19 protein-coding genes are annotated in these 22,432 nt (G+C 72.6%); 10 read left to right on the top strand and 9 right to left on the bottom strand.

Annotated features, from left to right (window positions below):
• The 6 genes from ACFYPM_RS17030 to ACFYPM_RS17055 all read left to right on the top strand — a co-directional run bounded on the left by ACFYPM_RS17030 (position 1) and on the right by ACFYPM_RS17055 (position 7,790).
• Positions 1-1,602, top strand: coding sequence for an asparagine synthetase B family protein (locus ACFYPM_RS17030; protein WP_387197235.1), 1,602 nt, complete (start codon positions 1-3; stop codon positions 1,600-1,602).
• A gap of 48 nt (positions 1,603-1,650) precedes the next feature.
• Entirely contained in the window at positions 1,651-2,481 is an 831-nt protein-coding gene (locus tag ACFYPM_RS17035) for a MerR family transcriptional regulator (RefSeq protein ID WP_387197238.1), read from the top strand.
• 303 nt (positions 2,482-2,784) lie between these two features.
• A complete protein-coding gene (locus ACFYPM_RS17040; protein WP_387197240.1) occupies positions 2,785-5,499 on the top strand; it encodes a fibronectin type III domain-containing protein in 2,715 nt (904 codons plus the stop codon).
• Positions 5,500-5,597: 98 nt separating this feature from the next.
• On the top strand, positions 5,598-6,443 hold the full coding sequence (locus ACFYPM_RS17045) for a hypothetical protein (protein WP_387197243.1): 846 nt from the start codon (positions 5,598-5,600) through the stop codon (positions 6,441-6,443).
• Positions 6,440-7,366, top strand: a complete 927-nt coding sequence (locus ACFYPM_RS17050; protein ID WP_387197245.1) for a nucleotidyltransferase family protein — start codon at positions 6,440-6,442, stop codon at positions 7,364-7,366. Before ACFYPM_RS17045 ends, ACFYPM_RS17050 begins: the two co-directional genes overlap by 4 nt.
• A complete protein-coding gene (locus ACFYPM_RS17055) occupies positions 7,359-7,790 on the top strand; it encodes a lasso peptide biosynthesis B2 protein (protein ID WP_387197248.1) in 432 nt (143 codons plus the stop codon). Before ACFYPM_RS17050 ends, ACFYPM_RS17055 begins: the two co-directional genes overlap by 8 nt.
• On the opposite strand, the gene ACFYPM_RS17060 is transcribed toward ACFYPM_RS17055, so the two are convergent.
• From ACFYPM_RS17060 to ACFYPM_RS17090, 7 genes are all read right to left on the bottom strand, one after another.
• Positions 7,778-8,059: a PqqD family protein gene (locus ACFYPM_RS17060; RefSeq protein WP_387197251.1), complete on the bottom strand. Its 282-nt coding sequence runs from the start codon at positions 8,057-8,059 to the stop codon at positions 7,778-7,780. The genes ACFYPM_RS17055 and ACFYPM_RS17060 overlap by 13 nt on opposite strands.
• Complete coding sequence (locus ACFYPM_RS17065; RefSeq protein ID WP_387197253.1) at positions 8,056-9,198, bottom strand: asparagine synthase-related protein; 1,143 nt, start codon at positions 9,196-9,198, stop codon at positions 8,056-8,058. The genes ACFYPM_RS17060 and ACFYPM_RS17065 overlap by 4 nt, the downstream gene beginning before the upstream one ends.
• An 8-nt stretch (positions 9,199-9,206) precedes the next feature.
• Positions 9,207-10,076: an ABC transporter permease gene (locus tag ACFYPM_RS17070; RefSeq protein ID WP_387197256.1), complete on the bottom strand. Its 870-nt coding sequence runs from the start codon at positions 10,074-10,076 to the stop codon at positions 9,207-9,209.
• Positions 10,073-10,687, bottom strand: coding sequence for an ATP-binding cassette domain-containing protein (locus ACFYPM_RS17075; protein ID WP_387197258.1), 615 nt, complete (start codon positions 10,685-10,687; stop codon positions 10,073-10,075). Before ACFYPM_RS17075 ends, ACFYPM_RS17070 begins: the two co-directional genes overlap by 4 nt.
• 34 nt (positions 10,688-10,721) lie before the next feature.
• The gene (locus ACFYPM_RS17080) at positions 10,722-10,877 is read right to left on the bottom strand and encodes a lasso RiPP family leader peptide-containing protein (protein WP_387197261.1); all 156 of its coding nucleotides are present in this window, start codon (positions 10,875-10,877) and stop codon (positions 10,722-10,724) included.
• A gap of 120 nt (positions 10,878-10,997) precedes the next feature.
• Positions 10,998-12,209, bottom strand: a complete 1,212-nt coding sequence (locus tag ACFYPM_RS17085) for an SLC13 family permease (protein ID WP_387197264.1) — start codon at positions 12,207-12,209, stop codon at positions 10,998-11,000.
• A 297-nt stretch (positions 12,210-12,506) separates the two neighbouring features.
• Entirely contained in the window at positions 12,507-13,943 is a 1,437-nt protein-coding gene (locus ACFYPM_RS17090) for an LVIVD repeat-containing protein (RefSeq protein WP_387197267.1), read from the bottom strand.
• Positions 13,944-14,081: 138 nt separating this feature from the next.
• Here ACFYPM_RS17090 and ACFYPM_RS17095 point away from each other — a divergent pair, with 138 nt between their 5' ends.
• The 4 genes from ACFYPM_RS17095 to ACFYPM_RS17110 all read left to right on the top strand — a co-directional run bounded on the left by ACFYPM_RS17095 (position 14,082) and on the right by ACFYPM_RS17110 (position 19,368).
• Positions 14,082-14,786, top strand: coding sequence for a DUF305 domain-containing protein (locus ACFYPM_RS17095; RefSeq protein WP_387197271.1), 705 nt, complete (start codon positions 14,082-14,084; stop codon positions 14,784-14,786).
• An 86-nt stretch (positions 14,787-14,872) separates the two neighbouring features.
• Complete coding sequence (locus ACFYPM_RS17100) at positions 14,873-16,084, top strand: sensor histidine kinase (protein ID WP_387197274.1); 1,212 nt, start codon at positions 14,873-14,875, stop codon at positions 16,082-16,084.
• Positions 16,081-16,746, top strand: a complete 666-nt coding sequence (locus ACFYPM_RS17105) for a response regulator (RefSeq protein WP_387197277.1) — start codon at positions 16,081-16,083, stop codon at positions 16,744-16,746. Before ACFYPM_RS17100 ends, ACFYPM_RS17105 begins: the two co-directional genes overlap by 4 nt.
• Before the next feature lie 147 nt (positions 16,747-16,893).
• The gene (locus tag ACFYPM_RS17110; protein ID WP_387197280.1) at positions 16,894-19,368 is read left to right on the top strand and encodes an ABC transporter permease; all 2,475 of its coding nucleotides are present in this window, start codon (positions 16,894-16,896) and stop codon (positions 19,366-19,368) included.
• A 172-nt stretch (positions 19,369-19,540) separates the two neighbouring features.
• On the opposite strand, the gene ACFYPM_RS17115 is transcribed toward ACFYPM_RS17110, so the two are convergent.
• Positions 19,541-20,803, bottom strand: coding sequence for a nucleotide sugar dehydrogenase (locus ACFYPM_RS17115; RefSeq protein ID WP_387197283.1), 1,263 nt, complete (start codon positions 20,801-20,803; stop codon positions 19,541-19,543).
• Between the two features lie 126 nt (positions 20,804-20,929).
• A complete protein-coding gene (locus ACFYPM_RS17120) occupies positions 20,930-22,306 on the bottom strand; it encodes a serine/threonine-protein kinase (protein ID WP_387197286.1) in 1,377 nt (458 codons plus the stop codon).
• Positions 22,307-22,432: the final 126 nt, after the last annotated feature.

Genomic DNA, 22,432 nt, shown 5'->3' on the forward strand with positions numbered 1-22,432 from the left:
GTGTGCGGCATCGCGTTGAGCATCGGCCCCGAGGCCGACCCGGCGACCTTCCGGCGGATGCTCGCCGTCCTGGCCCCACGCGGCGAGGTCACCGAAACCCGGTCGGAGCGAGGGCTGCTCGCCGGCACCCGCCGCCTGCGCGTCGTTGACCGGGACCGGGCGGTGCAACCGTGGACCTCGACCGACGAGCGCTGGCTGCTCTGCTTCAACGGCGAGATCTTCAACTACCGGGAGCTGCGCGCGCAACTGACCCGCCTGGGTCAGGCGTTCCGCACCGAGGGTGACACCGAGGTGCTGCTCGCCGCGTTCCAACAGTGGGGCGAGGCGGCGGTGACCCGACTGCGTGGCGAGTACGCGTTCGCCGCCGTGCAGCGCAGCACCGGCCGGGCCTACCTGGCCCGCGACCCACTCGGGGTCAAACCGCTGTACTGGTCCCGTCGGCCCGGCTGCCTGCACCTCGCCTCCGAGGTCAAGGCGCTCGTCGGGCACGGCGCCCCGATCGTCGAGGTGCCGCCCGGGCACCACGGCTGGGTGGAGGCGGACGGGCACGTGCGACTGCGCCCGTACGTCGATCTGCTCACCATCGGCGCGGGCCTGCCGGTCATCGACGACCCGGAGGAGGCCGCCCTGCTCGTGCGTGCCGCGCTGAGCGACGCCATCCGGATGCGGGTGGAGACCGACCTGACCGTCGGGGTGGTGCTCTCCGGAGGGCTGGACAGCTCGCTGATGCTGCGGCAGGTGCGCGATATCCACCCGGACTGCGTCGCGGTGACTGTCGGCGTCGCGGACAGCCCCGACGTCGCGTACGCCCGGCGGCTCGCCGCCGACCTCGAGGTGCCGCACGTCGTGGTCGAGCTGCGTCCGCGCGACATCCGGCTCGCCGACGTGCGCGAGGCGATCCGGATCTCCGAGTTGACGGAGTACGGCGACATCATCAACGCCGTCGTGTCGGTCCCCATTTTCCGGCGCCTGCGTGACCTGGGCATCAAGGTGGTGCTGACCGGCGACGGCTCCGACGAGCTGTTCGGTGGGTACCCGATGTACCACCAGGTCGGCCCGGCCGCGGCCCGCCGGCTGTTCCTGCACCGGATCCGCAACCTGTGCCGCACCGAGTTGCAGCGGGTCGACCGGGCCGCCATGGCCCACGGGGTGGAGGCCCGGGTGCCGTTTCTCGACCTCAGCGTGGTGGAGTTGGCCATGCGGCTGCCGCTGAGTCTGAAACTGCGCGACGGGCAGGAGAAGTGGATCGTCCGACGGGCGTTCGCCGACGTGCTGCCCGACTACATCCTGCGCCGGCCGAAGAACCCGATGTCGTACTCGTCGGGGTTGCACGAGCGGGTCCGGCTCTACAAGCCGCTGTTCGCCCGGCTGCACCGCTCCTTCGGCTACGACCTGCAGGAGCCGGTGCGCCGCGACTTCGACACCGTGCTGAGCCGGTGCGGCAACGACCTCGAACGGGCGATCGCCGACGGGCTCGACCGGCCCGACTACACGGTCCTGGAGCACGCCCGCGACCTGGTCGGCGCCGCCAAATGGAACGCCGCGCCGATGGTCCGCCGGTTGGTCGGCCCGCGCCCGGCCCGCCGCTCGTCGGTCGGTTGACCCGACGCTTGACTCTGACACCGTGTCAGGGACGAGCGTGAGGGGACCATGTTCACCATCGGAGACTTCGCCCGACTGGGCCGGGTGTCGGTGCGAATGCTGCGTCACTACGACAGCATCGGGCTGCTGCGTCCGGCCGTCGTCGACAGGCACACCGGATACCGGTTCTACCGCGCGGACCAGCTGCGCCGGCTCAACCGGGTGATCGCCCTGAAGGAGTTGGGCCTCACCCTGGAGCAGGTGCGGGTCATCGTCGACGACGCCGTCGACGTGGTCGAGCTGCGCGGCATGCTGCGGTTGCGGCGTACCCAGTTGGAAGAGCAACTGGCCGCGGACGCCGCCCGGCTGGTCGCGGTCGAGGCGAGGCTCCGGATGATCGAGTCGGAGGGCACGATGAGTACGCAGGACGTCGTTCTGAAGGAGATCGCAGCGGTGCGCGTCGCGGAGGTGACCGCGGTCGCCCCGAGTTACCAGAGCCAGGACATCGGCCCGGTGATCGGGCCGCTCTATCCGGAGTTGTTCCGCCGGCTGGCCGACGCCGGGATCACCCCGACCGGGCCGACAGTCGCCTGGTACGAGCCAGCCGTCGACGGCGAGGGCGAGGCGGTGCTGGTGCACGCCGGGGTGATCGTCGCCGTCGGGGTGTCGACCCGTCTCGATGTCGAGGTCCGCGACCTGCCCGCGTTGGGCGCCGCCGCGACGATCGTCCATCATGGCGCGATGGACGACGTCGACCAGAGCATGCAGGTGCTCGCCCGCTGGATCGACGACAACGGCTACCGCGCCGACGGGTTCGCCCGCGAGGTGTACCTGGACTACTGCCCGGACCAGCCGGAGAAGGGCGTCACCGAGCTTCAGCTCGCGGTGCGCCAGGACTGACTCGACCCTGCCGTCGCGTCCGCCCACCAGGGACGCGACGGCAGTCGGGTTTCGGACAGCCTCCACCCACGGGACGACACTCCCATTATCTAGATGTCGCCTGAGCTGGGAAAACTGGTAGGAATGGATAGAGATACGTCACTCAGTACGTGAAAGCCGTTCCGTGAGTGACGGTCGGATTTCCGCCAGTCGGCCCCGCGGCCGGGGGTCTCAGGCACGTGGCCGCCACGCACCATCAGCCGGTCGCCTGTCCCCTTCCCCCATCCGCGGTGGTCCTCGTCCCGGGAGAGGGAGAAAACATTCATGTCCCCAGTGCTCCGTGCCCGTCCACGGGCTGTCACGGCCTGCGCCGCAATACTGGCGCTGATCGTCAGCCTGCTCGTCGCTCCCGCGGCGGCCTCGGCCCGCGCCCCGAGTCGCACCCCCACACCCGCGTCCGCGCCGGTGGCAGCGCCTGCCGTCACCCTGGAACGGATCGCCGGGGCGGCCGCCCCGGCGCAGCCACCGGCCGCCCCGGCCAAGCCGACCGCCTCCTGGCGAGCCGGAACGGCGACGGTGAGATGGCAGGCGCCGGCTGACCGCGGCTCGGCCCTCACCGGCTACCTGGTCACCGCGTACCGCAACGGCAAGCAGGCGAAGACGGTGGTCTTCGACGCGTCGGAGACCACCCAGAAGGTCGGCGGGCTGACTGCCAGGGGCACCTACACCTTCACCGTCGCCGCGAAGAACGCCGAGGGCACGGGCCCGGCCAGCAAGCCCTCCAAGGCCGCCAAGATCATGGCGCTGCCGGGCGCGCCGACCATCATCGCGGTCACCGCCGACACCGCCATGGCCGTGTTGAGCTGGACGCCCGGCCCGGACGGCGGGTCACCCATCACCGGCTACGAGGTCACCCCGTGGATCGGCGGAGTGCGCCAGGCGGCCCAGACCTTCGGCCCGGCCAGCACGCAGACCGTCACCGGCCTAACCCCGACCATCACCTACCGATTCACGGTGGCCGCCCGTACCGCCGAGGGCACCGGCCCGGAGTCGGCCCTGTCGCACGAGGTCACCGCCAACGTCTCACCGACGCTGCTGTTCGACGCGCCGAGCGCCGCAACCGTCGGCGTCGCCTTCGCCGTGGCACTGAACATCACCCACGGTGAACCGCCCTTCACCTGGTCGGTGGCGTCCGGGACGCTCCCGCCGGGGCTCATCCTGAACCCATCGTCGGGTGGCATCTCCGGCGTGCCCACCACGGCGGGCATCTACCCGGTGGTGATCGGCGTGGTCGGTGCCGTCGACAAGGTCGGTACCCGGCTGATCGTGCTGACCGTCAATCACGAGCCCGTGCTCAACTTCCCGGCGCCACCGCTGGGTGAGGTCGGCGGCGCGTACGCCGACCAGCTCACCGTGACCGGCGGCACCGCGCCGTTCACCTGGTCTCTCGCCTCCGGCGCGCTGCCGCCGGGGCTGACCCTGGCCCCGGGGACCGGCCTGCTCTCCGGCCGGCCCACCGTGGCAGGCGCCTACCTGTCCACCATCCGGGTGACGGACGCCAACGGCTTCAGCACCACCAAGGCGATCCGCCTGGTCATCCAGCCGGCAAGCGTGGTCACGCTGACCGCGTCCACGAACGCCGCGACCTTTGGTACGGCAGTGCACTTCGAGGTTCTGGTGGGCCCAGGCATCGCCAACGGCACCGTGTCGCTCATCGACGAGCGGCCCAACGGTGTCGAGACTCCGCTCGGGACGTACCCGCTGACGCTCAACGCCGCCTCGTTCGACCTCCAGATGCCGGCCTTCGGCGTCAACCGGTTCCGGGCCCAGTACGACGGCAACAACCCGCACGCCGAGGCGCTGTCGAACACCGTCACCATCGAGGTGTCCGCCGCGCCGGGGCAACTGTTGATCGAGCAGTTCGCCCAGTCCGGCATCTCCGGACTCGCCGACCAGTTCGTTTCGGTGGTCAACAACACGGCCCTGGACCTGCCGATCGCGGGGTTCAAGTTCCAGGCTCCCGGCGGGATCTCCGTGGTGATCCCCGGCACCGAGCGCCCGCTGCCACCGAGGCGCGGTTGGTTGCTGGCCGGGGCCGACTACTCCCTGACCAACATCCAGGCCGACCTCGTCGTGCCCAGCCTGGGGCAGGGTGGCCTGCGGCTGATCGCTCCGGACGCCGCCCAGACGGTCGTCGACGCCGCGGGATCGACGCCCGGCTACGCCGAGGGCGCGGCCCTGCCGGGCTTCGGCAGCCCGCCGTTCGTGAACCACGCCTGGATCCGCTCCAGAGTCGCCGCCGTACCGTTCGACACCAACGACAACGCGACTGATTTCCGGCTGGCGGCCACCGTGCACGGGCCGATCAACGGGGTCCCGTCCGCCCTGGGCTCGCCGTCACCACACAACACCCTCGGCACCTACGAGCAGAACGCTTCGATGCAGTCGACCCTGCTCGACTCGAACGTGGCCCAGTCGGCCGAACCCAACCGGGTGCGTGCCCCGGGCCGGCTGGTCATCCGGCGGACCATCACCAACCGGTCCCTCGCCCCGATCACGCAGGCCCGGATCCGGATCACCGCGCTCAGTCAGGTGAACGGTGCCCCGCTGCAAAATGGTGTGAGTCCGGCCGCGCACGCCAACCTGCGACTGATCAACCCGGCCATGCCGAGCAGCTCGATCACGGTCAGCGACGGACGGACGCTTGTGGTGCGCAACCTGTCGATGGACGCGCCGGCCACCAGCCCGCCCGGTGGTGGCCTGTGCACGACGCTGAGCATTCCGCTCGAGCTGGGCGGGCTGGCTCCCGGCGCTTCGGTGCACATAGCGCTGACGTTCGCCGTCGACACGCCCGGTCCCTTCTGGGTCGGCTACAACGTCGACGCGCTGGGTGGTGCGCCGTCACTCGCCGTGGCGAAGGCGGCCAAGGCGTCGCTGGCCAAGAAGGGCGGCAAGGCCGCTGCCAAGCAGAACGCTCTCGACGCCCGACGGCTGGCCGACTCCAGGAAATTGAGCATCATCAGCGGCACGCTGCGCTGACGCTCGCCCGGTGACGGTGCGGGCGGCGTGTCACCACGAGCGCCACCCGCGCCGTGTCACCACCAATGATCGTTGACGACCCTGTGAACGGGGGGAGCATGCCGACACCCGGCCGAGGTGTGTATGGGCTGCGGGTGCACGGGCTGGACGAGGTCGTCGAACTCTCGCCGGTCGACGACGACGCCCTCGACTGGCCCGCGGTGCGCGTTCGACAGCTCGACCAGCCGGCGCCGCCGCCGGTCCCCCTGGACGGGCGTCAGGGGACGAGGATCCTCGCCGACGGGCGAACCCTCGCCCTGGACCGGCTGCGGGGCACCGCCACCTTCTACGGCCCCCCGCTCACGCCGGACGTGCTGGCCCACCCCTACCTCGCCCCGGTGGCGACCACGCTCAACCGTTGGGTCGGCCGGGAAACCTTCCACAGTGGGGCCTTCGTCCTCGCCGGTCGGGCCTGGGCGGTGCTCGGCCCGCGTACCGCCGGCAAGAGCAGCCTGGTCGCTGCCCTGGCCGCCCGGGGTGTGCCGATCCTGACCGACGACATCCTGGTCGTCGACCGCGCCGATGCCCTCGCCGGCCCACGCTGCGTCGACCTACGGCAGCCCGTGCCGGGGGTGGCGCTGCCCGCCCGGGCGGTCCGCGGCGGTGAACGGCTGCGGGTCGCGCTGCCGCCGATCACGTCCCGCGTTCCGCTTGGCGGCTGGTTCTTCCTGCGCTGGGGTGCCGCGGTCACCCGCACGCGACTGCCGGGCGCGAGCCTGCTGGCCCGGCTCGCCGGCCTGCGGTCGTTCGGTCAGTTGCCCTCCGACGCGGCCGCACTGCTGTCGATCGCGGCCTTGCCGGCGTGGGAACTGACCCGGCCGCGTGACTGGGCCGCGCTCGACGACACCCACCGACTGCTCGTCGACACGACCGCCGCCGCCCAGGCCGTCGGGGCGACCCGGTGACCGCGCTGCCCGAGGCCGTCCGCTGCCTGAGCCTCGACAGGGCCGCCGCGACCGTCTCCGCCGCACTCGGCGAACGCGGTGTGCAGGCCGTGCTGCTCAAGGGGGCCGGGCTCGCCCGCCGGCTGGGCCAGGAACGGCACCGGCTCTACACCGACATCGACCTGCTGGTCGCCCCCGCCTCGTTCGACCTCGCGCAGCGGACGCTTGTCGACCTCGGCTGCCACAGCGCCCTCCCCGAGGGCCGCCCCGACCACCGGTCGCACTGGTACGAGCGGCCGTGGCGGCTGCCCGGCCCGCTGCCGCTCACCGTCGACCTGCACCGGGGCTTCCACGGCGCGACCGACCCCGAGGCGCTGTGGAGCGTGCTGTCCACCTCGGCGGAGCGGATGGCGCTGGCCGGGGGCACTGTCGCCGTACCGGACCCGGCGGGCGCCGCCCTGTTGGTGGCGCTGCACGCCGCCGCGCCAGGCCGGTCCGACCGGCCCCGTACCGACCTGCTGCGGGCATTGACCGTCTTTCCCGTCGACGTCTGGCGGCCGGCTGCCGACGTCGCCGCGCGCGTCGGCGCGACCCCGTCGTTCGCGCTCGGCCTGCGCCTGGCACCGGCCGGCGTGGCCCTGGCCGCGACGTTGGGCCTACCCGGGCGCAGCACGGCTGCGCTGCGGTTGCGGGCCCACCGGGCGTCGCCCGCCGCCGTGGCGATGGCCCAGCTCGCCGAGCTGCCCACCGTGGCCGACCGGCTGCGCCACCTCGGCCCACGACTGTTCCCGGCGCCAGCGTCGATGCGGCACGCCAGCCCGCTGGCCCGCAGCGGCCCGGTCGGGCTGCTGCTGGCGCACCTGGCCCGGCTCGCCCGGAACGCCGGGCGGCTGCCGACCGCGCTCGCCGAACTGCGCGAAGCCCACCGGAGCGACGGTGGCTGAGCGAGCGACCGCGCCGCATGCCTTGGTGCGGATGGTCCGGCGGGGCGGGCTGCCGGCGGTACGGGCCGCGGTGTGGACCCTCCGTGCGGTGTGGTCGGTCCGTCGCCAGCTCACCCGACAGGACCTGGCGTCCGTCCGGCTGCCGACCCCGCCACCGGGCGCGGCAGCACACCGCTCGGTGGTGCTGGGCGTGCTGCGCCGCACCGAGGCGAGCTGCCTGCAACGCTCGCTGGTGCTGCAACGCTGGTACGCCGGGCAGCGTATCCGCCGTACCGTGGTGATCGGGGTGACCGCGCCCAGCGCCGGCTTCCACGCCCACGCCTGGCTGGATGGGGAAACCGACGCCGAGCGGGAGGAGATGGTCGAGATCCTGCGCCACCCGACGCCCGAGCACTGGCTGGCGAGGGCTGGTCAGGGTCGCTGAAGCAGCAGCCCGTGGCCGCGCAGGTCGGCCAGGAAGGCGGCCACGTCGGCGCGGGCCCGGTCCCGGTCCACGGCGGTGGCGGCCACCAGCGTGCTGACCAACTCGGTGTCGGTGGCGCCGTGCACCAGCCGTTGCCAGAGCAGCGCACCGGAGGACGCCAGCCCGAAGTAGACCGAGTTGCTGGTGTCCAGGACCACCACCTCGTCGCCGGCCATCCGCCAAGCGACCCGGTCCGGGTCGACCCGGTGCACGATGTCCTGCTGCGTCATGAGGTGACCTCCACATCGGTGGAACTCTGCGCCGGGTCCGTCGGCCCGGCGGGGTTGGCGGCCAGCCAGAGCTGTTGCACCAGGCTGGCCGTGCCGCCCGGGATCGGCCAGCGGGTCCAGAGCTCGCGCAACGCGTCCACGTCCACCAGCTCCGGGTCGGCTCCGGTGCCGTCCCACGAGCGGACGAACTCGCGGGTGGGCGCCCGGAAGAACACCTCGAGGAACCGGGCCTTACGGCGCGGTGCGGTGACCTCCGCCGGCATGGTGTCCCGGACGATGGCGGCGAGCAGGTCGTCCCGGCCGGCATCCCGACGATCGCCGAACCGCGACGTCAGCGCGGCCAGGAATCCCTCGTCCAGCAGGGGATGGATCGCCACCGCCCGGTGCTCGGTGGCCAGCGTCGACAGTGCCGAGCAGGTCATCCGCAGGTCCCGACGCCGGGCGTGCCAGGCGATCCGGTGACGCAGACGGCGCGGTTCGGCGCGCTGCTCCGCCCGGTGCGCCCGGTGCACCTCGCGGGCCACCGTCGGACGCAGCCACGGAAACACCTCCGCCGGCCCCCGCCTCGTCCGTGCGGTGTGCCGCAGCCACCACAGCCGGGCGCGCAGTGACGTGGCCGGCGGGCGGCGCCAGCCGGCCAGCATCTGGTCGCCACCACCGCCGGTGAGCAGCGCTCCGCCGGCGGCCAACTCGGCCAGGGGCAGGTGCAGGTGCAGGTTGACCGGATGGACCACTCCGTGGTGGTGCAGCAGCCGGCGGGCCACCGGCCCGACCAGATCCAGCTCGTCATCGGCCCGCAGGACCTGCCACGAACCGCCGATCCCCAGTGCCCCGATCACCCGGTGCTGCCAGTCCGACTCGTCCGCCCGGGGAGCCCCGCTGAACCGCCAGGTCACCGGGACCGGGTCCGGCAGCCCCTCCCGGCGGGCAGCCCGAACGGCCACCGCCAGGATCAGCGACGAGTCCAGCCCACCGGAGAAGCTCACCACACACGGTGGGCGGGTCAGGCCGGCCAGCACGGCGGTGTCGAGCGCGCCCAACGGGTCCGGCACGCCGGACGGCACGGGGCGACGCGGCCGTGGCGCGGCGACACCGAGCAGCGTTCCGGTGGCGAGGTCGAACGGTGTCGGACGGAGCATGTCGTACCTCAATCGCGTTTCAGGGCGCCGCGGCCGGCGGCGACCCGCAGCGCCCCCGCGAAGGCCCAGTTCGACAGCGGCAGCACGAGCGCGGTGGCACCGAGCAGCGCGCCGGCCGACCAGGCCCAGTCGCCGCCGGCAAGCGCGGAGCGCAGGCCGTCCAGGGCGATCCGGCTGGGCAGCACCGCGGACAGCGCCGGCAGGGGACCGGGGAGTTCGGAGACCGGGAAGTACGTGCCGGACACGAAGGTGAGCCCGACGACGAACAGCCGTGCGGCGGCGTCGCCGTGCCCGACGGCGACGGTGAACGCCGCGAGCGCGATGCCGAGACCCAGCACCGAGGCGGTGCCGGCGATCAGCAGCACCGCGACTCCCCACCAGTCCGCCCGGCCGGTGTGCAGGCCGAGCACGGTGCCGAGGATGACCAGGTAGACGCAGGAGCGCAGCAGGGCGAACAGGAACGGGTAGCCGGCGGTCCCGATGGCCAGCGCGCTGACCGGCACGGGTTGGGCGGCCAGCACCTCCAGTGTCCCGCTGCGCTGTTCCCGGATCACCCGACCGGTCAGCTGGGTGGTGGCGGCCTGCAGGACGAGCAGGAAGGTGATGCCGACCGCCACGAAGTCGAAGTAGCTGGGCGAGCGGGCGAGGTCGGTGCCCGCCGACGGGCTGAGCACCCGGGAGATGAACAGGAAGACGATCAGGTTCACCACCCCGAAGGCGAGGTCCAGCAGCAGCGGCAGCCGGAACTGCCGGGGGTCGCCGAGATCACGGCGGACCAGGGCGAGGATCATCGCGAGGGGACTGGCGCCGGCGGCCCGCCGACCGACCGGTCGGCTGGTGGTCGCGACCGAGACGGCAGGTGTGGTCGGCGTCGTCATCGGGTGGCCGGGAGGGTCAGGGTGGACTGGCACCGGTCGCGGTCGTCGGCGAGGTGCGACGCGATCACGCAGGTCAGCTCGGGCCGCCGGTCGAGCGCCTGCCACAACAGCAGCCGCGACGTCTCGTCGAGTGAGCGGCCCGGCTCGTCGAGCAGCAGCAGCGCGGGCTCGGCGACGAGAGCCCGCGCGATGCTGACCCGGGCCCGCATCCCCGCCGAGCACCGTTGCGCGGGCACGGTCGCGTAGCTGGCCAGGTCCAGTTCGGCTTCGACCCGGGCGACGGCCGCGCGGACGGCTCGCCGGGGCAGCCGGAGTCGGGCCACGAGGGTCACGTTCTCCCGCGCCGACAGCTGCTCGTAGAGGCCCTGTTCCGGGGCGAGGCAGACAGCGGTCAGGCGTCGGGCGGGCAGTGAGCCGACCGGGTGGCCGCCGACGGTGGCCTGTCCGGCGCTGAGGGTCAGCGTGCCGGACAGGCACCGGAGCAGCGTGGTCTTGCCGGAGCCGTTGTTGCCGCCCAGGAACACCCGGGCACCGACCGGGACGTCGAGGTCCAGGTCGGTGAAGATCACCCGACGACCGAACCGGCGCTGTGCCCGGCGGATCGTGAGCAACGGCGGTCCTCCCACGATGGCGGGCGGTGACGGGTCAGAGTGAACCGTCACCGCCGCCGCCCAGGCCGTCGTCCGGGCCGACGGTGCCGCCCCTGGTCAACTCGGCGAGTGTGCCCAGGCGCTGGATCGTCGGCGGGCGGTAGTCCGAGGGGGCCGTCTGGGCGGTGTCCAGCTCGTGCTGCGCTGTCATTGGTGCTCCTACTCGTGTCGGTGTCGAACCCAGCATAAACGGTCATCTCGCGCTTTCGGTCGATAACACGAAGCAGTGGGTTCATACACCGCAACGGAGTTGCAACCACTCAATAGTGGCTCAACTAGCCAGCAGGAGCGCGCCGACCGCCGCGACGGTGCCGGTCACCGCGAGCAGCGCGCTGGTCAGCACGAACCGCCGCATCGGCACCGCCACCCCGGCCGCCCGGCACCGCTCGAACCACAGCAGGGTGGCCAGCGACGCCCAGGGGACGGCCAGCGGGCCGACGTTGGTGCCGATCAGCAGCGCCAGCAGACGGGTGTGATCGCCGGACGGCAGCACCGACTCGCCGGCCAGGTAGGCCGGCAGGTTGTTGACCACGTTGGCCAGCAACGCACCCGTACCGCCGGCGCGCAGCTCGCCGAGTGTTCCACCGTGGCTGCCCAGCAGGCCGCCGACCAGGTCGTCCAAACCGTGCTGACCGAGGGTCTGCACCACCAGGAACAGACCGACGACGAAGAGCAGCAGCCGCACCGGCACCAGCTTCGGGCGCAGCGTGGCGGGGGAGCGGACGACGAACCCGACGAGCACCAGCGCGAGCGCGACCGTGGAGGCCAGACCGATCTCCACCCCGGCGAGGATGCCGGCGACGAAGAGCAGACAGCCGGCGAGCGCGACGCGGTGCAGCACCGGGTCCGGCGGCACGTGCCGGGCCGGCGGTACGAAACGCCCGCCGACCGGCTGGTCCCGCCGCCACCACGCGTACCACAGCAACGCCATGGTGACCGCCACGGCGGCGAGTTGCGGCAGCGCCATCCGCTCGGCGTAGGCCAACGGGGACAACCCGACCCGGTCGGCGGCGAGCAGGTTGGTCAGGTTCGAGACCGGCAGCAGCAGACTCGCGGTGTTCGCCAGCCAGACCGTGGTGACCGCGAGCGGGCCGGCCGGGACGCGCAGGTTGCGGGCCAACGCGAGCAGCACGGGGGTGAGCAGCACGGCGGTGGTGTCGAGGTTGAGTACGAGGGTGGTCAGCGTGGCGAGACCGCCGCAGAGCAGGAACAGCGCCGCCCACCTGCCCCGGGAGGCGATGGCCAGTCGGCTGGCCAGCACGTCGAAGACGCCGGCCACGGCGGTCAGCTCGGCGAGCACGATCACGGTGCCGAGGAAGAGCAGCAGCGGCAGGATGCGGTGCAGGGTGGCGGTGGTCTCCGCTCGTGGCAGCAGCCCGCTCAGCGCGCAGGTGAGGCCGAGGACGGCGAGGACGACCGCCACCATGTCCAGCGGGTGGGGTCGCCAGCGCGTGGTTGGCTCGGGCGGGGCTGCAAGCGTCACGTCTGCCCACGTTGGCACAGCACCTGGTCAATCGCCCGGCAACCCCACGCTCTGGTGACCAGTCCCACCGTCGACGTCGGGCCGACCCTCTTGGTTCTCCGTCCTTTGCTCTGCTTCACCCCACGCAACACCAGACGTCCGCTATCCGGACACCGGCTGTTGCGCCCGGTGAAGCAGAGCAAAGGACGGGCAAACGGGTCGCCGGGTGCAGGCGGTCTGACGAGTTGGGTACACATCCGCACATGGCCGGGCCCGGCCCCCAGGGTCGGGGACCGGGCCCGGTGTGGTGCGCGGTGCCTACCAGCCCAGGTAGCTGGGCTGGGTCTGCACGTTGAGCTCGTTGTAGCGGGTCAGCTTGGCCGTCCAGGTCCGCCAGTCGTTCAGCTCCAGGACGTCCAGGCCCTTGACCATGTCGTTCGAGTAGATGTGGCCGTTGTAGTAGTACGCGGACCAGGTGCCACCGCCGACGAACGTGTCGGCCGAGAGCGGGCCGCGCTCCCAGAAGGCGATCTCCTTCGGGTTGGCCGAGTCGGTGAAGTCCCAGACCGAGATGCCGCCCTGGTACCACGCCTGGACCATGATGTCGCGACCGAGCACCGGCACCAGCGAGCCGTTGTGCGCCACGCAGTTCTCGGTGGCCGCGTTGACCCGGGGGATCTTGTAGTAGCTGCGGAAGGTCATCGTCCGGGCGTTACCGCGGCCGGCGATGTCGTAGATGGCGTCCGCGCCCCGGTTCGGTCCGATGGCCTCGTTGCAGGTCGCCGCCCCGCCGCCACCCAGTTCGTCGGTGAAGACCACCTTGGTGCCGGAGTTGTTGAACGTGGCGGAGTGCCAGAACGCGAAGTTGACGGTGTCCCGCACCCGGTTGATGACCCGGGGCGCCTCCCGGTTCTTGATGTCGAGCAGGATGCCGTCACCCATGCAGGCGCCGGCGGCCAGGTCCTTCGACGGGTAGGCGGTGATGTCGTGGCAACCGGTGGTCGCCGAGCCGGTCGGGCTGCCCGGGAAGCCGCCGTCCGGGAAGAGGTTCGGCGTCGCGACCACGGCCGCGTCGGTGGGCTTCTTCAGCGGCACCTTGATGATCGAGATCGAGTCGTGCGGCGGCTGGCAGTCGGGGAACTCGGCCCGCGGGCTGTACGACGAGACGTACAGGTAGATGGCCTTGCGGTCCTTGCCCGGCACCAGGGTGTGGGTGTGCGAGCCGCAGGCCGTCTCGACGGACTTGATGTAGCGCGGGTTGGCCTTGTCCCTGATGTCGAAGACCTTGATGCCCTCCCAGGACCCCTTCACGTCCGCCCCCTGCGTGGTGCTGTTGCAGGAGTCGTCGCTGCGCGACGAGTCGGTGGAGAGGAACAGCAGGTCGCCGTGCACGGAGATGTCGTTCTGCGACCCCGGACAGAGCACCCGGGCCTTGACCGTCGGGGCGCTGGGCCGCGAGATGTCGTAGATGACGAAGCCGTTGTAGTTGCCGGCGAACGCGTACCTGCCCTGGAAGGCGATGTCGCTGTTGGTCGCGTCCAGTGGGGCGACCTTGGGCACGTTGGCGATCTGCCGCAGGTTGGGGCTGCTGACGATCTCGTCGACGCCGGGGATCGCGTTGGTGGTGGGGGCCGACGGCGGCGCCACCTGGGCGTTGCCCGGCGGGGCGACGAGCGCGCTGGCGACGAGGAGCCCGGTGGTGGCGAGCGCCACGATGCGCAGGTGTCGTGGCCGTGGCATGTGGAGTCTGATCATCGGCGAGGCCCTTCGCAAGGGGGAGATGATGGTCGACACCTTACCGTCCGACGAAGAACGTCGATGTGATGCGGGTCACATCAAAGTGCCTGCGTCAATGGATAGCATCGCGATGACCTCGACTCCAGGGAGTGGCCCATGACCGATCGGCGCGCACGAACCCTGGCGATCGTCACACTCGCGGTCCTGCTGGCGCTCGTGACAGTCGTCGTGAGCCGTGCCGGGGGCGACGCCACGACAACCGCTGCCCCGTCGGCCTCCGCACCCGCCACCTCCGCCTCGCCGACGGTCAGCCCGGTCCCCACCGACCTGACCGTCATCGCGCCCGGCCGCCCGGGTGAGGTCGCGGCCACCCGCGCGGCCCACGAGGTCCGCGACGCGGGCCCCGCGCCGCACAACTCGTTGGACGTCTTGTTCGTCCGGATGATGATCCCGCACCACGCGCAGGCCCTCGCGATGGCGGAACTCGCCGCGGACCGCGCCGCCGACCCCGACATCCGCGCCATCGCCGAGCGCATCCGGGCCAGCCAGGGACCGGAGATGGGCATGATGCGGGGCTGGTTGCAGACCCGCGGCCTCCCGCCGGAGGTCGAGGGGCACGACCACGGCGCCATGCGCGGCATGCAGTCACCCGATGCGATGCGGCAGCTCGCCGCCAGCCGTGGCCCCGGCTTCGACAGGCTCTTCGTCCGGATGATGACCGCGCATCACAAGGGTGCCATCGAGATGGCCACCAACCTGCTCACGGTCGGCTCCGACCTCACGCTCAACGAGTTCGCCACCTCGGTCGCCACCGAGCAGACCGTCGAGATCGACCGGATGCGCGAGGTCCTCGGCCGCTGACCCGCGCCGATCGGGCCGACCCGCACGATCCGGTCCGGTCGACCCGGCCGAGGCGCGAGGGTCACGTCCGTCGACACGTACGCTGGGTGACCGTGAGACGCACGATGTTCGGTCGCCCGCTGCGCGGCGTCGCCTTCGACGTGGCCGTCTCCGTCGTGGTGGCTTTCATCGGCCTGGCCGGCGCGGCGAACCTGGCGGGCGGTTGGGCGGCGGCGCTGGTCTGTCTGGGGATGGCCGTGGCGCTGCTGTTCCGCCGCGCGCACCCGGGCGCGGTGACCGTGGTGATCGCCGCGCTCGGCCTGGTGCAGGTGATCGCCCAGTGGGGTCCGCTGCCGTTCGACGTCGCCGTCCTGATCGCGCTCTACAGCGTGGTGAAGTACGGCGAGCGGCTGCGCGCGGCGGTGCTCGCCGGTGCGGTCGCCGCCGTGGGAGTGGTGCTCGCCGCCGTGCAGACGCCGGGCGTCATCAGCTGGTGGGTGACCGCGCTGTGGTACGCGCTGGTCACCGGCGCGGTGTGGCTGGTCGCGCTGAACGTGCGGACCCGCCGGCTCTACGTGCTCAGCCTGGAGGAACGGGCCACCACCCTGGAACGCGAACGGGAGGCCGAGTCCCGGGCGGCGGTCGCCGAGGAGCGCACCCGGATCGCTCGTGAACTGCACGACGTCGTCGCGCACAGCCTGGCGGTGATGATCGTCCAGGCCGACGGCGCCCGGTTCATGCTCGACCGTGACCCCGCGCAGGCCCGCACCGCCGTGAAGGTGGTCGCGGACACCGGCCGGTCGGCGCTGGAGGAGATGCGCCGGTTGGTCGGTGTCCTGCGCGACGCCGCCCCGTCCGGCGGCGACGGGCTCGCGGCGGCCGCCGACCCGGAGCACCGGCGCCTCGCGCTGGCCGAGCTGCCCGACCTGCTGGCCCGCTTCGGGAACGCCGGGCTGCACATCCGCAGCACTGTCACCGGCGAGCAGCCTGCCCTGCCTCCGGGGTTGGAGCTGACCGTCTACCGGGTGGTGCAGGAGGCGCTGACGAACGCGCTCAAGCATGCCGGCGTCGGCGCTGTCGTCGAGGTCACCCTGACCCACACCACCGAGGCCGTCGTGGTCCGGGTGCGCGACGACGGTCGGGGTCGCCCGCTGGTCAGCCCGGCGCCGTCCGGCGGTCACGGTCTGCTCGGCATGCGGGAGCGGGTGACGGTGTACGACGGCAGCCTCACCGCCGGCCCCCGGCCGGCCGGGGGCTGGCAGCTCGAGGTCCGGCTACCGCTACCGTCGGAGCCGGCAACGGAGGTGATCGCGGCATGACGGTCCGGGTGGTGATCGTGGACGACCAGGCGCTGGTGCGCGCCGGGTTCCGGATGGTGCTGGGCTCCCAGCCCGACCTGGAGGTGGTCGGGGAGGCGATCGACGGCGCGGACGCCCTGCGGGTGCTCGCCCGCACCGAGGCCGACGTGGTCGTGATGGACATCCGGATGCCCACCATGGACGGGGTGGAGGCGACCCGGCAGCTCTGCGCGGGCCGGCCCGCCGGCCCGCCCCGGGTGCTGGTGCTGACCACCTTCGACACCGAGGCGGACGCGTTCGCCGCCCTCCAGGCCGGGGCGAGCGGGTTCCTGCTCAAGAACGTCCCGCCGGAGGAGCTGCTGGCCGCGATCCGGGTGGTGGCCCAGGGCGACTCGGTGGTGGCCCCGTCGATCACCCGGCGGTTGCTGGACCGGTTCGCCGGGCAGCTCGGCGCCGCCCCGAGCGTGGACCCGCGCCTCACGCAGCTCACCGAGCGGGAGCGGGAGGTGCTGCTGCTTGTCGCGCAGGGCCTGTCCAACGCGGAGATCGCCGCCCGGGTGCACGTGGCGGAGGCGACGGTGAAGACCCACGTCGGTCGGATCCTGGCGAAGCTCCAGCTACGCGACCGGGTCCAGGCGGTGGTCCTGGCGTACGAGAGCGGGCTGGTGACACCCGGCGGATGACGCCGCGTACGACCTGGGGCGTAGGGGGCGGCGGGCGCACCGCGACCCGGGACGCACGCAGGTCGAGAGCGCAGGTGGAGATCCACCGACCGGCGGCGGCCATAGCGTCGGAGGGGTCCGATCCGCCACCTGCACCGGGAGCCCCGCATGATCCGCCTGACTTTGCGCTCGTTGCGTGCCGAGGCGCTGCGCATGCTGCTCTCCGCGCTGGCCGTCGTGCTCGGTGTCGCGTTCGTCGCCGGCACGATGATCTTCGTCGACGGGATGCGGACCGGGGCGTACGAGCGGGCCGGCACCTTCGACCGGCACACCGACCTGGGCGTCTACGCGACCGGCGCGCAGTTGTTGTCCCCGGCCCTCGTCGATGAGGTGCGGGCGGTCGACGGGGTGGCCGCGGCGGCCGGTGAGCTGACCAACACCGCCGGGATCGTCGGCTCCGACGGCCGTCCGGTGCTCGGCTTCACCATGCTCGTGGCCATCCCCACCGAGCAGGCTCTGCGCTCGTACGACGTGGTTGCCGGCCGGCTGCCCGACCGGGCCGGGGAGGTGGTGCTCGACGCGCCGACGGCGACCGAGGAGGGCTTCGCCCTCGGCGCCGAGGTCCGCGTCGGCGGCAGTGGCGGCGCGGCCCGCCCCTACACCCTGGTGGGCACCGTCGACGTGGCCGGCACCGTGCGCGACGTGGGAGGCCCGTTCGTCGGTCTGGTCGGGCCGGACGCGTTGGCCCTCACCGGCCAGCGGGGGTACGGCCGCATCATGGTGGCGGCCCGACCGGGCGCCCCCGTCGCGGCGGTGACCGAGCGGGTGCATGCCGTGGCCGGCGGCGACACCACCGTGAAGAGTCGCCAGCGGATCCTCGACGAGGCCGTCGAGGAGTCGGTCCGCAATGTGGACCAGTTCCGGATGCTGCTGTTGATCTTCGTGGGGGTCGCGGTGGTGGTGGCCGGCTTCGTGATCGCCAACACCTTCGCGATCGTGCTGGCACAGCGCACCCGGCGCACCGCCCTGTTGCGCCTGATCGGCGCCACCCGGGGGCAGGTGTTCCGGGCCGCCCTGCTGGAGTCGGCGGTGCTCGGGCTGGCCGCCTCCGCACTCGGGGTGCTGCTCGGGGTGGCCCTCGCCGCCGGACTGCGGCTGCTGATGTCCCACCTGGACGTGCCGGGCACCGGTGGCCTGACCGTGACCGGTTCGACGGTGCTGACCGGCCTGCTGTTGGGCACCGCGCTCACCGTGTGCGCCGCCCTGCTCCCGGCCTGGCGGGGCACCCGGATCGCTCCGGTGGCCGCGCTCACCGACGCCGCGGTGCAGCCGAGCCGGGGCGCCGGTCGGGTTCGGTTGGCCCTCGGCGCGGTGCTGCTGGCCGTCGGTGTCGCCGCGCTGGCCGGTGCCGCCAGCGCCGGCCAGTTGGTGCTGGTGGCGGCCGGCGGGGTGCTGACCTTCTTCGGGATCGTGCTGTTCGGGCCGGTGCTCGTCCCGGCGCTGGCCCAGGTGTTCGGCTGGCCGGCCCGTCGCGTCCTGGGGGCGACCGGCGCGCTGGCGGTGGCCAACACGGTCCGCAATCCGCGGCGGGTCGCCGCGACCGCCACCGCCCTGGTGATCGGGATCGGACTGGTGTCGGCCTTCGTGGTCGGCGCGCGTAGCACCAAGGACGGCATCGAGCGCAGCGTGGACGCCCAGATCGGGACGGACTTCGTGGTCAGCGGAATCGGCCAGGAACTCCCGGCCGCGCTCACCGGCGAGCTTGCCGCCCGACCCGAGTTGGGGGTGGTGCACGAGCAGCGCCACACCGTCGTCGCCGGCGTCGAGATCCGGGCGGCCCACCCGGCGCTGGTCAGCCGGACGCTGGGCGGGGTGCTGACCGGCGACGCCACCCGGGTGGGTCCTGGGCAGGTGCTTGTCCACCGGGAGTTGGCGCAGGCACGCGGCCTGGAGGTCGGCTCCCCGGTGACCGTCGCGGACCGGTCGTTCCGGGTGGCGGCGGTGGTCACCGACGACACACCCGCCGACGGCGCGCCCGCGGGTCACGTCATCGACATGGCCGACGCGGACTTCGCCGCGCTCTTTCCCGGTCAGCGCGGCTTCCTGGCCGAGATCGACCCCGCCGCCGGGGTGAGCGCCGAGCGGGCCCGGGACGTGGTCGAGGCGGTGCTGGCCCGCTACCCGACGGTGAACCTGATGGACCAGGGCGCGTACAAGAAGATGCTCACCGGCACGGTGGACATGGTGCTCGGCTTCGTCACCGCGCTGCTCGGCTTGGCCGTGGTGATCGCCCTGGTCGGCGTGGCGAACACGCTGAGCCTGTCGGTGGTCGAGCGGACCAGGGAGAACGCCGTGCTGCGGGCGGTCGGGCTCACCCGCGGACGGATGCGCGCGGTGCTCGCCGTCGAGGCGGTGCTGATGGCACTGGTCGGTGCGGTGCTCGGCGTGGGGCTGGGCACCGCCGTCAGCGCCTCCGCGATGGCCCTGTTGACGCGCCTCGGCGGGGACTTCCACCTGGTGCTGCCGTTCGGCCAGCTCGGGCTGATCCTCGGCGTCGCGGTGCTGGCCGCCCTGCTCGCCTCGGTCCTGCCGGCCCGCCGGGCGCTGTCCCGCCCGGTCGTCGAGGCGCTCGCCGACCAGTGACCGACGCTGGACCCGCCGGCGGTGCGGCCGCCCGCTGCGTCCAGCGGTTGCCGCCGCCCGCTGCGGCTGGCCGGCTCCGTCGACGGGGGCTGGCCGCCGGGGGCGGGAACGGACATCCGCCGGCCGGTCCCGCCGTCTTCCCCGGCGGCGGGACCGGCCAGCGGTGCCGGGTCTACAGGCGCTCGACCATCGGGCCGACGCACCGGTTGCGGGTGTCGAAGACGTAGCGCGCGTGCCGGACCACCAGGTCGTAGTCGAAGCTGTCGTGGTCGGTGACCACCACCACCGCGTCGGCGGCGCGGATCTCCTGCTCGGTGAGCCCGACCACGGTCACCCCGGCCGGGATCTGGTGCGCCTCGGCGTACGGCTCGACCGCGTGCACCTCGGCGCCCAGCGACCGCAGCCGGAGGGCCACGTCGACCGCGGGGGAGTCGCGCATGTCGCCGGTGTTCTTCTTGTACGCCAGACCGAGCAGCAGCAGCCGGGCGCCGCTGACGGCCCGGCTGTCCCGGTTCAGTCCCGCCATGATCCGCTGCGCGACGTGCTCGGGCATCTCGTGGTTGATGTCGTTGGCCAGCTCGATGAACCGGAACTGCCGGCCGAGGCGGCGCTTGACCTGCCAGGACAGGTAACACGGGTCGATCGGCAGGCAGTGCCCACCGACTCCGGGACCGGGCCGGAACGGCAGGAATCCGAACGGTTTGGTCTCGGCGGCGTCGATCGCCTGCCAGACGTCGATGTCGAGGTGGTGCGAGAGCATGGTCAGCTCGTTGATCAGCGCGATGTTGACCTGGCGGAAGGTGTTCTCGATCAGCTTGGTCAGCTCGGCCACCTGGGTCGAGCCCACCGGCACGGTGCGTTCCACGAGGCGCTGGTAGAACTCGTCCACCCTGGCCAGCGATGTGGCGTCCACGCCGGAGACCACCTTCGGGGTGTTCTCCAACCGCCACGTCGGGTTGCCCGGGTCGATCCGCTCCGGGCTGTAGCCGAGATGGAAGTCCCCCGGGCTGCGCAGCCCGCTGGCCGACTCCAACAGGGGGCGTAGCAACTCCTCGGTGGTGCCCGGGTACGTGGTCGACTCCAGGATCACCGTGCACCCCGGGCGGACGTACGGGCCGATGCCGACACCGGCCTGCTCGACGAAGCTCAGGTCGGGGGTGCCGTCGCGCAGCGGGGTCGGCACGGTGATGACACAGATGTCGAAGCCCTCGGCATCCGTGTATTCCGTGCTGGGGTTGTACCGGCCGCTACCCAACGCGCGGCCCAGCCGGTCGGTCGGGATGTCCTCGATGAACGACTCGCCCGAGGCGAGACGCTTCACCCGGTCGGCGTCGACGTCGAGGCCGACGACGTCCAGCCCCGCCTCCACCGCGCGCATCGCCAGCGGCAGCCCGACGTACCCCTGACCGATCACGACCAGCTTTTCAGCGTTCACCCAGGCTCCCGCAGCAGACGGTGGATATGACCTGCTGAGGAGCCTAGAGGGGTGTTCGGCGGCCCAAGTCCGTTTTGGGAATATCGGTGCTGGTGGGACTGTCGGCGGCAGGCGAAGCCGGCGCGCTCAGTTGACCGCCGGTCCCTCCGGGACGGCCGGCGGGCTGTCCGTGGCCGTCGGAGTGGGCACGGACGACGGGGTCGTCGGGGTGCTCGGCGCGGTGGAGGTCGGCGGGGTGGTCATCGTCGGCGTCAGCGAAGGTGTCGGCGGCCTGACCGTCTGACTGGGGCGCGTGGTCGGCGAGACGGAGATCGACGCCGACGGGGAGTTGCCGGGCACCACCGACCGGTCGGGCCGGGTCGGGCCACCGGTAGCGATCTGCTCGTTGCCCGCTGGCAGATCCAACGGGCCGCTCGGCGCCGCCGTCGGCGAGCTGGACGGCAGGTTGACCGCCGGGTCCTCGTTGGTCTTGCGCGTCGTGGCCAGTGCCACCGCGAGCCCGACCACCGCGACGAGCACGGCCACCGCCGCGCCGACCAGCGGACCCCGGCGTCGCTGACGCGCGTCCCGAGCCCCACCCGCCACCGCCGCGCCAAGCGGCCCGTCGCCGCGGGTGCCCGGCCCGGCGTCGCGCAGCGGAGCGGCTGCCGCCATTGCGGTGGGCGGCTCGCCGCCGGTCACCGCGGTCCGCGCGGCCTCGGACATCGCCGCGCCGCTGGTGAAACGCTCGACCGGGTCCTTGGCCAGGGCCCGGGACACCAGGGCGCGGACCGCCTCCGGAATCTCGTGCGGCAGCTCCGGCGGCTCGTCGTCGAGGTGTCGCACGGCAACCTGGAGGGGGTTGTCGCCGGTGAACGGCGGACTGCCGGTGAGGCAGCAGTAGGTGACCGCGCCCAGCGCGTAGATGTCTGTCGCGCCGGTGACCGGTCGCCCGGCGGCCTGCTCGGGGGCCATGTAGAGGGCGGTGCCGGGCACCGCGTTGGTGCTGGTGATGCTGGTGATGTCGAGCGAACGCGCCACGCCGAAGTCCACCAGGACGACCGAACCGTCCTCGAGCACGAGCAGATTGCTGGGCTTGACGTCGCGGTGCACGATGCCGCCGCGGTGCGCCGCGTTCAGCGCCGCGGCGGCCTGGGCCACGATCGACATCGTCTCGCCCACGTCGAGGCGGCCGGCCGTCTCGATCCGCTTGGACAACGGCTCGCCGGCGACGAACTCCATGACCAGGTAGTCCGCCCGACCGGCGCCGTCGGGCAGGTCGTCGGCGCCGCAGTCGAAGACCTGAACGATGCCGGGGTGCCGAAGCGCCGCCATGATCCGGGCCTCGGCCCGGAACCGGGCGATGAAGTCGGGGTCGGAGACCAGCGTCGGCAGCAACACCTTGACCGCTACCTGCCGGCCGAGGATCAGGTCCGCGGCAAGCCAGACGTCGCCCATGCCGCCCGTGGCGACACGTTCCTCCAGGCGGTACCGACCGCTGAGCACGACCCCCGATGACAACACCGCAATACCGTACCCAGAGTGGCGCGCGGCGGCGCGACACGGGCTGTCCGCCGAACGAGTGACAACCGTGGGGTATCCGCTCTGACCTGGATGGACACCGCCGCCCTGTGACGGTGCGGCAACGTG

Origin of the sequence: Micromonospora sp. NPDC005203 (assembly GCF_042872705.1) — a bacterium.
Classification (GTDB): domain Bacteria; phylum Actinomycetota; class Actinomycetes; order Mycobacteriales; family Micromonosporaceae; genus Micromonospora.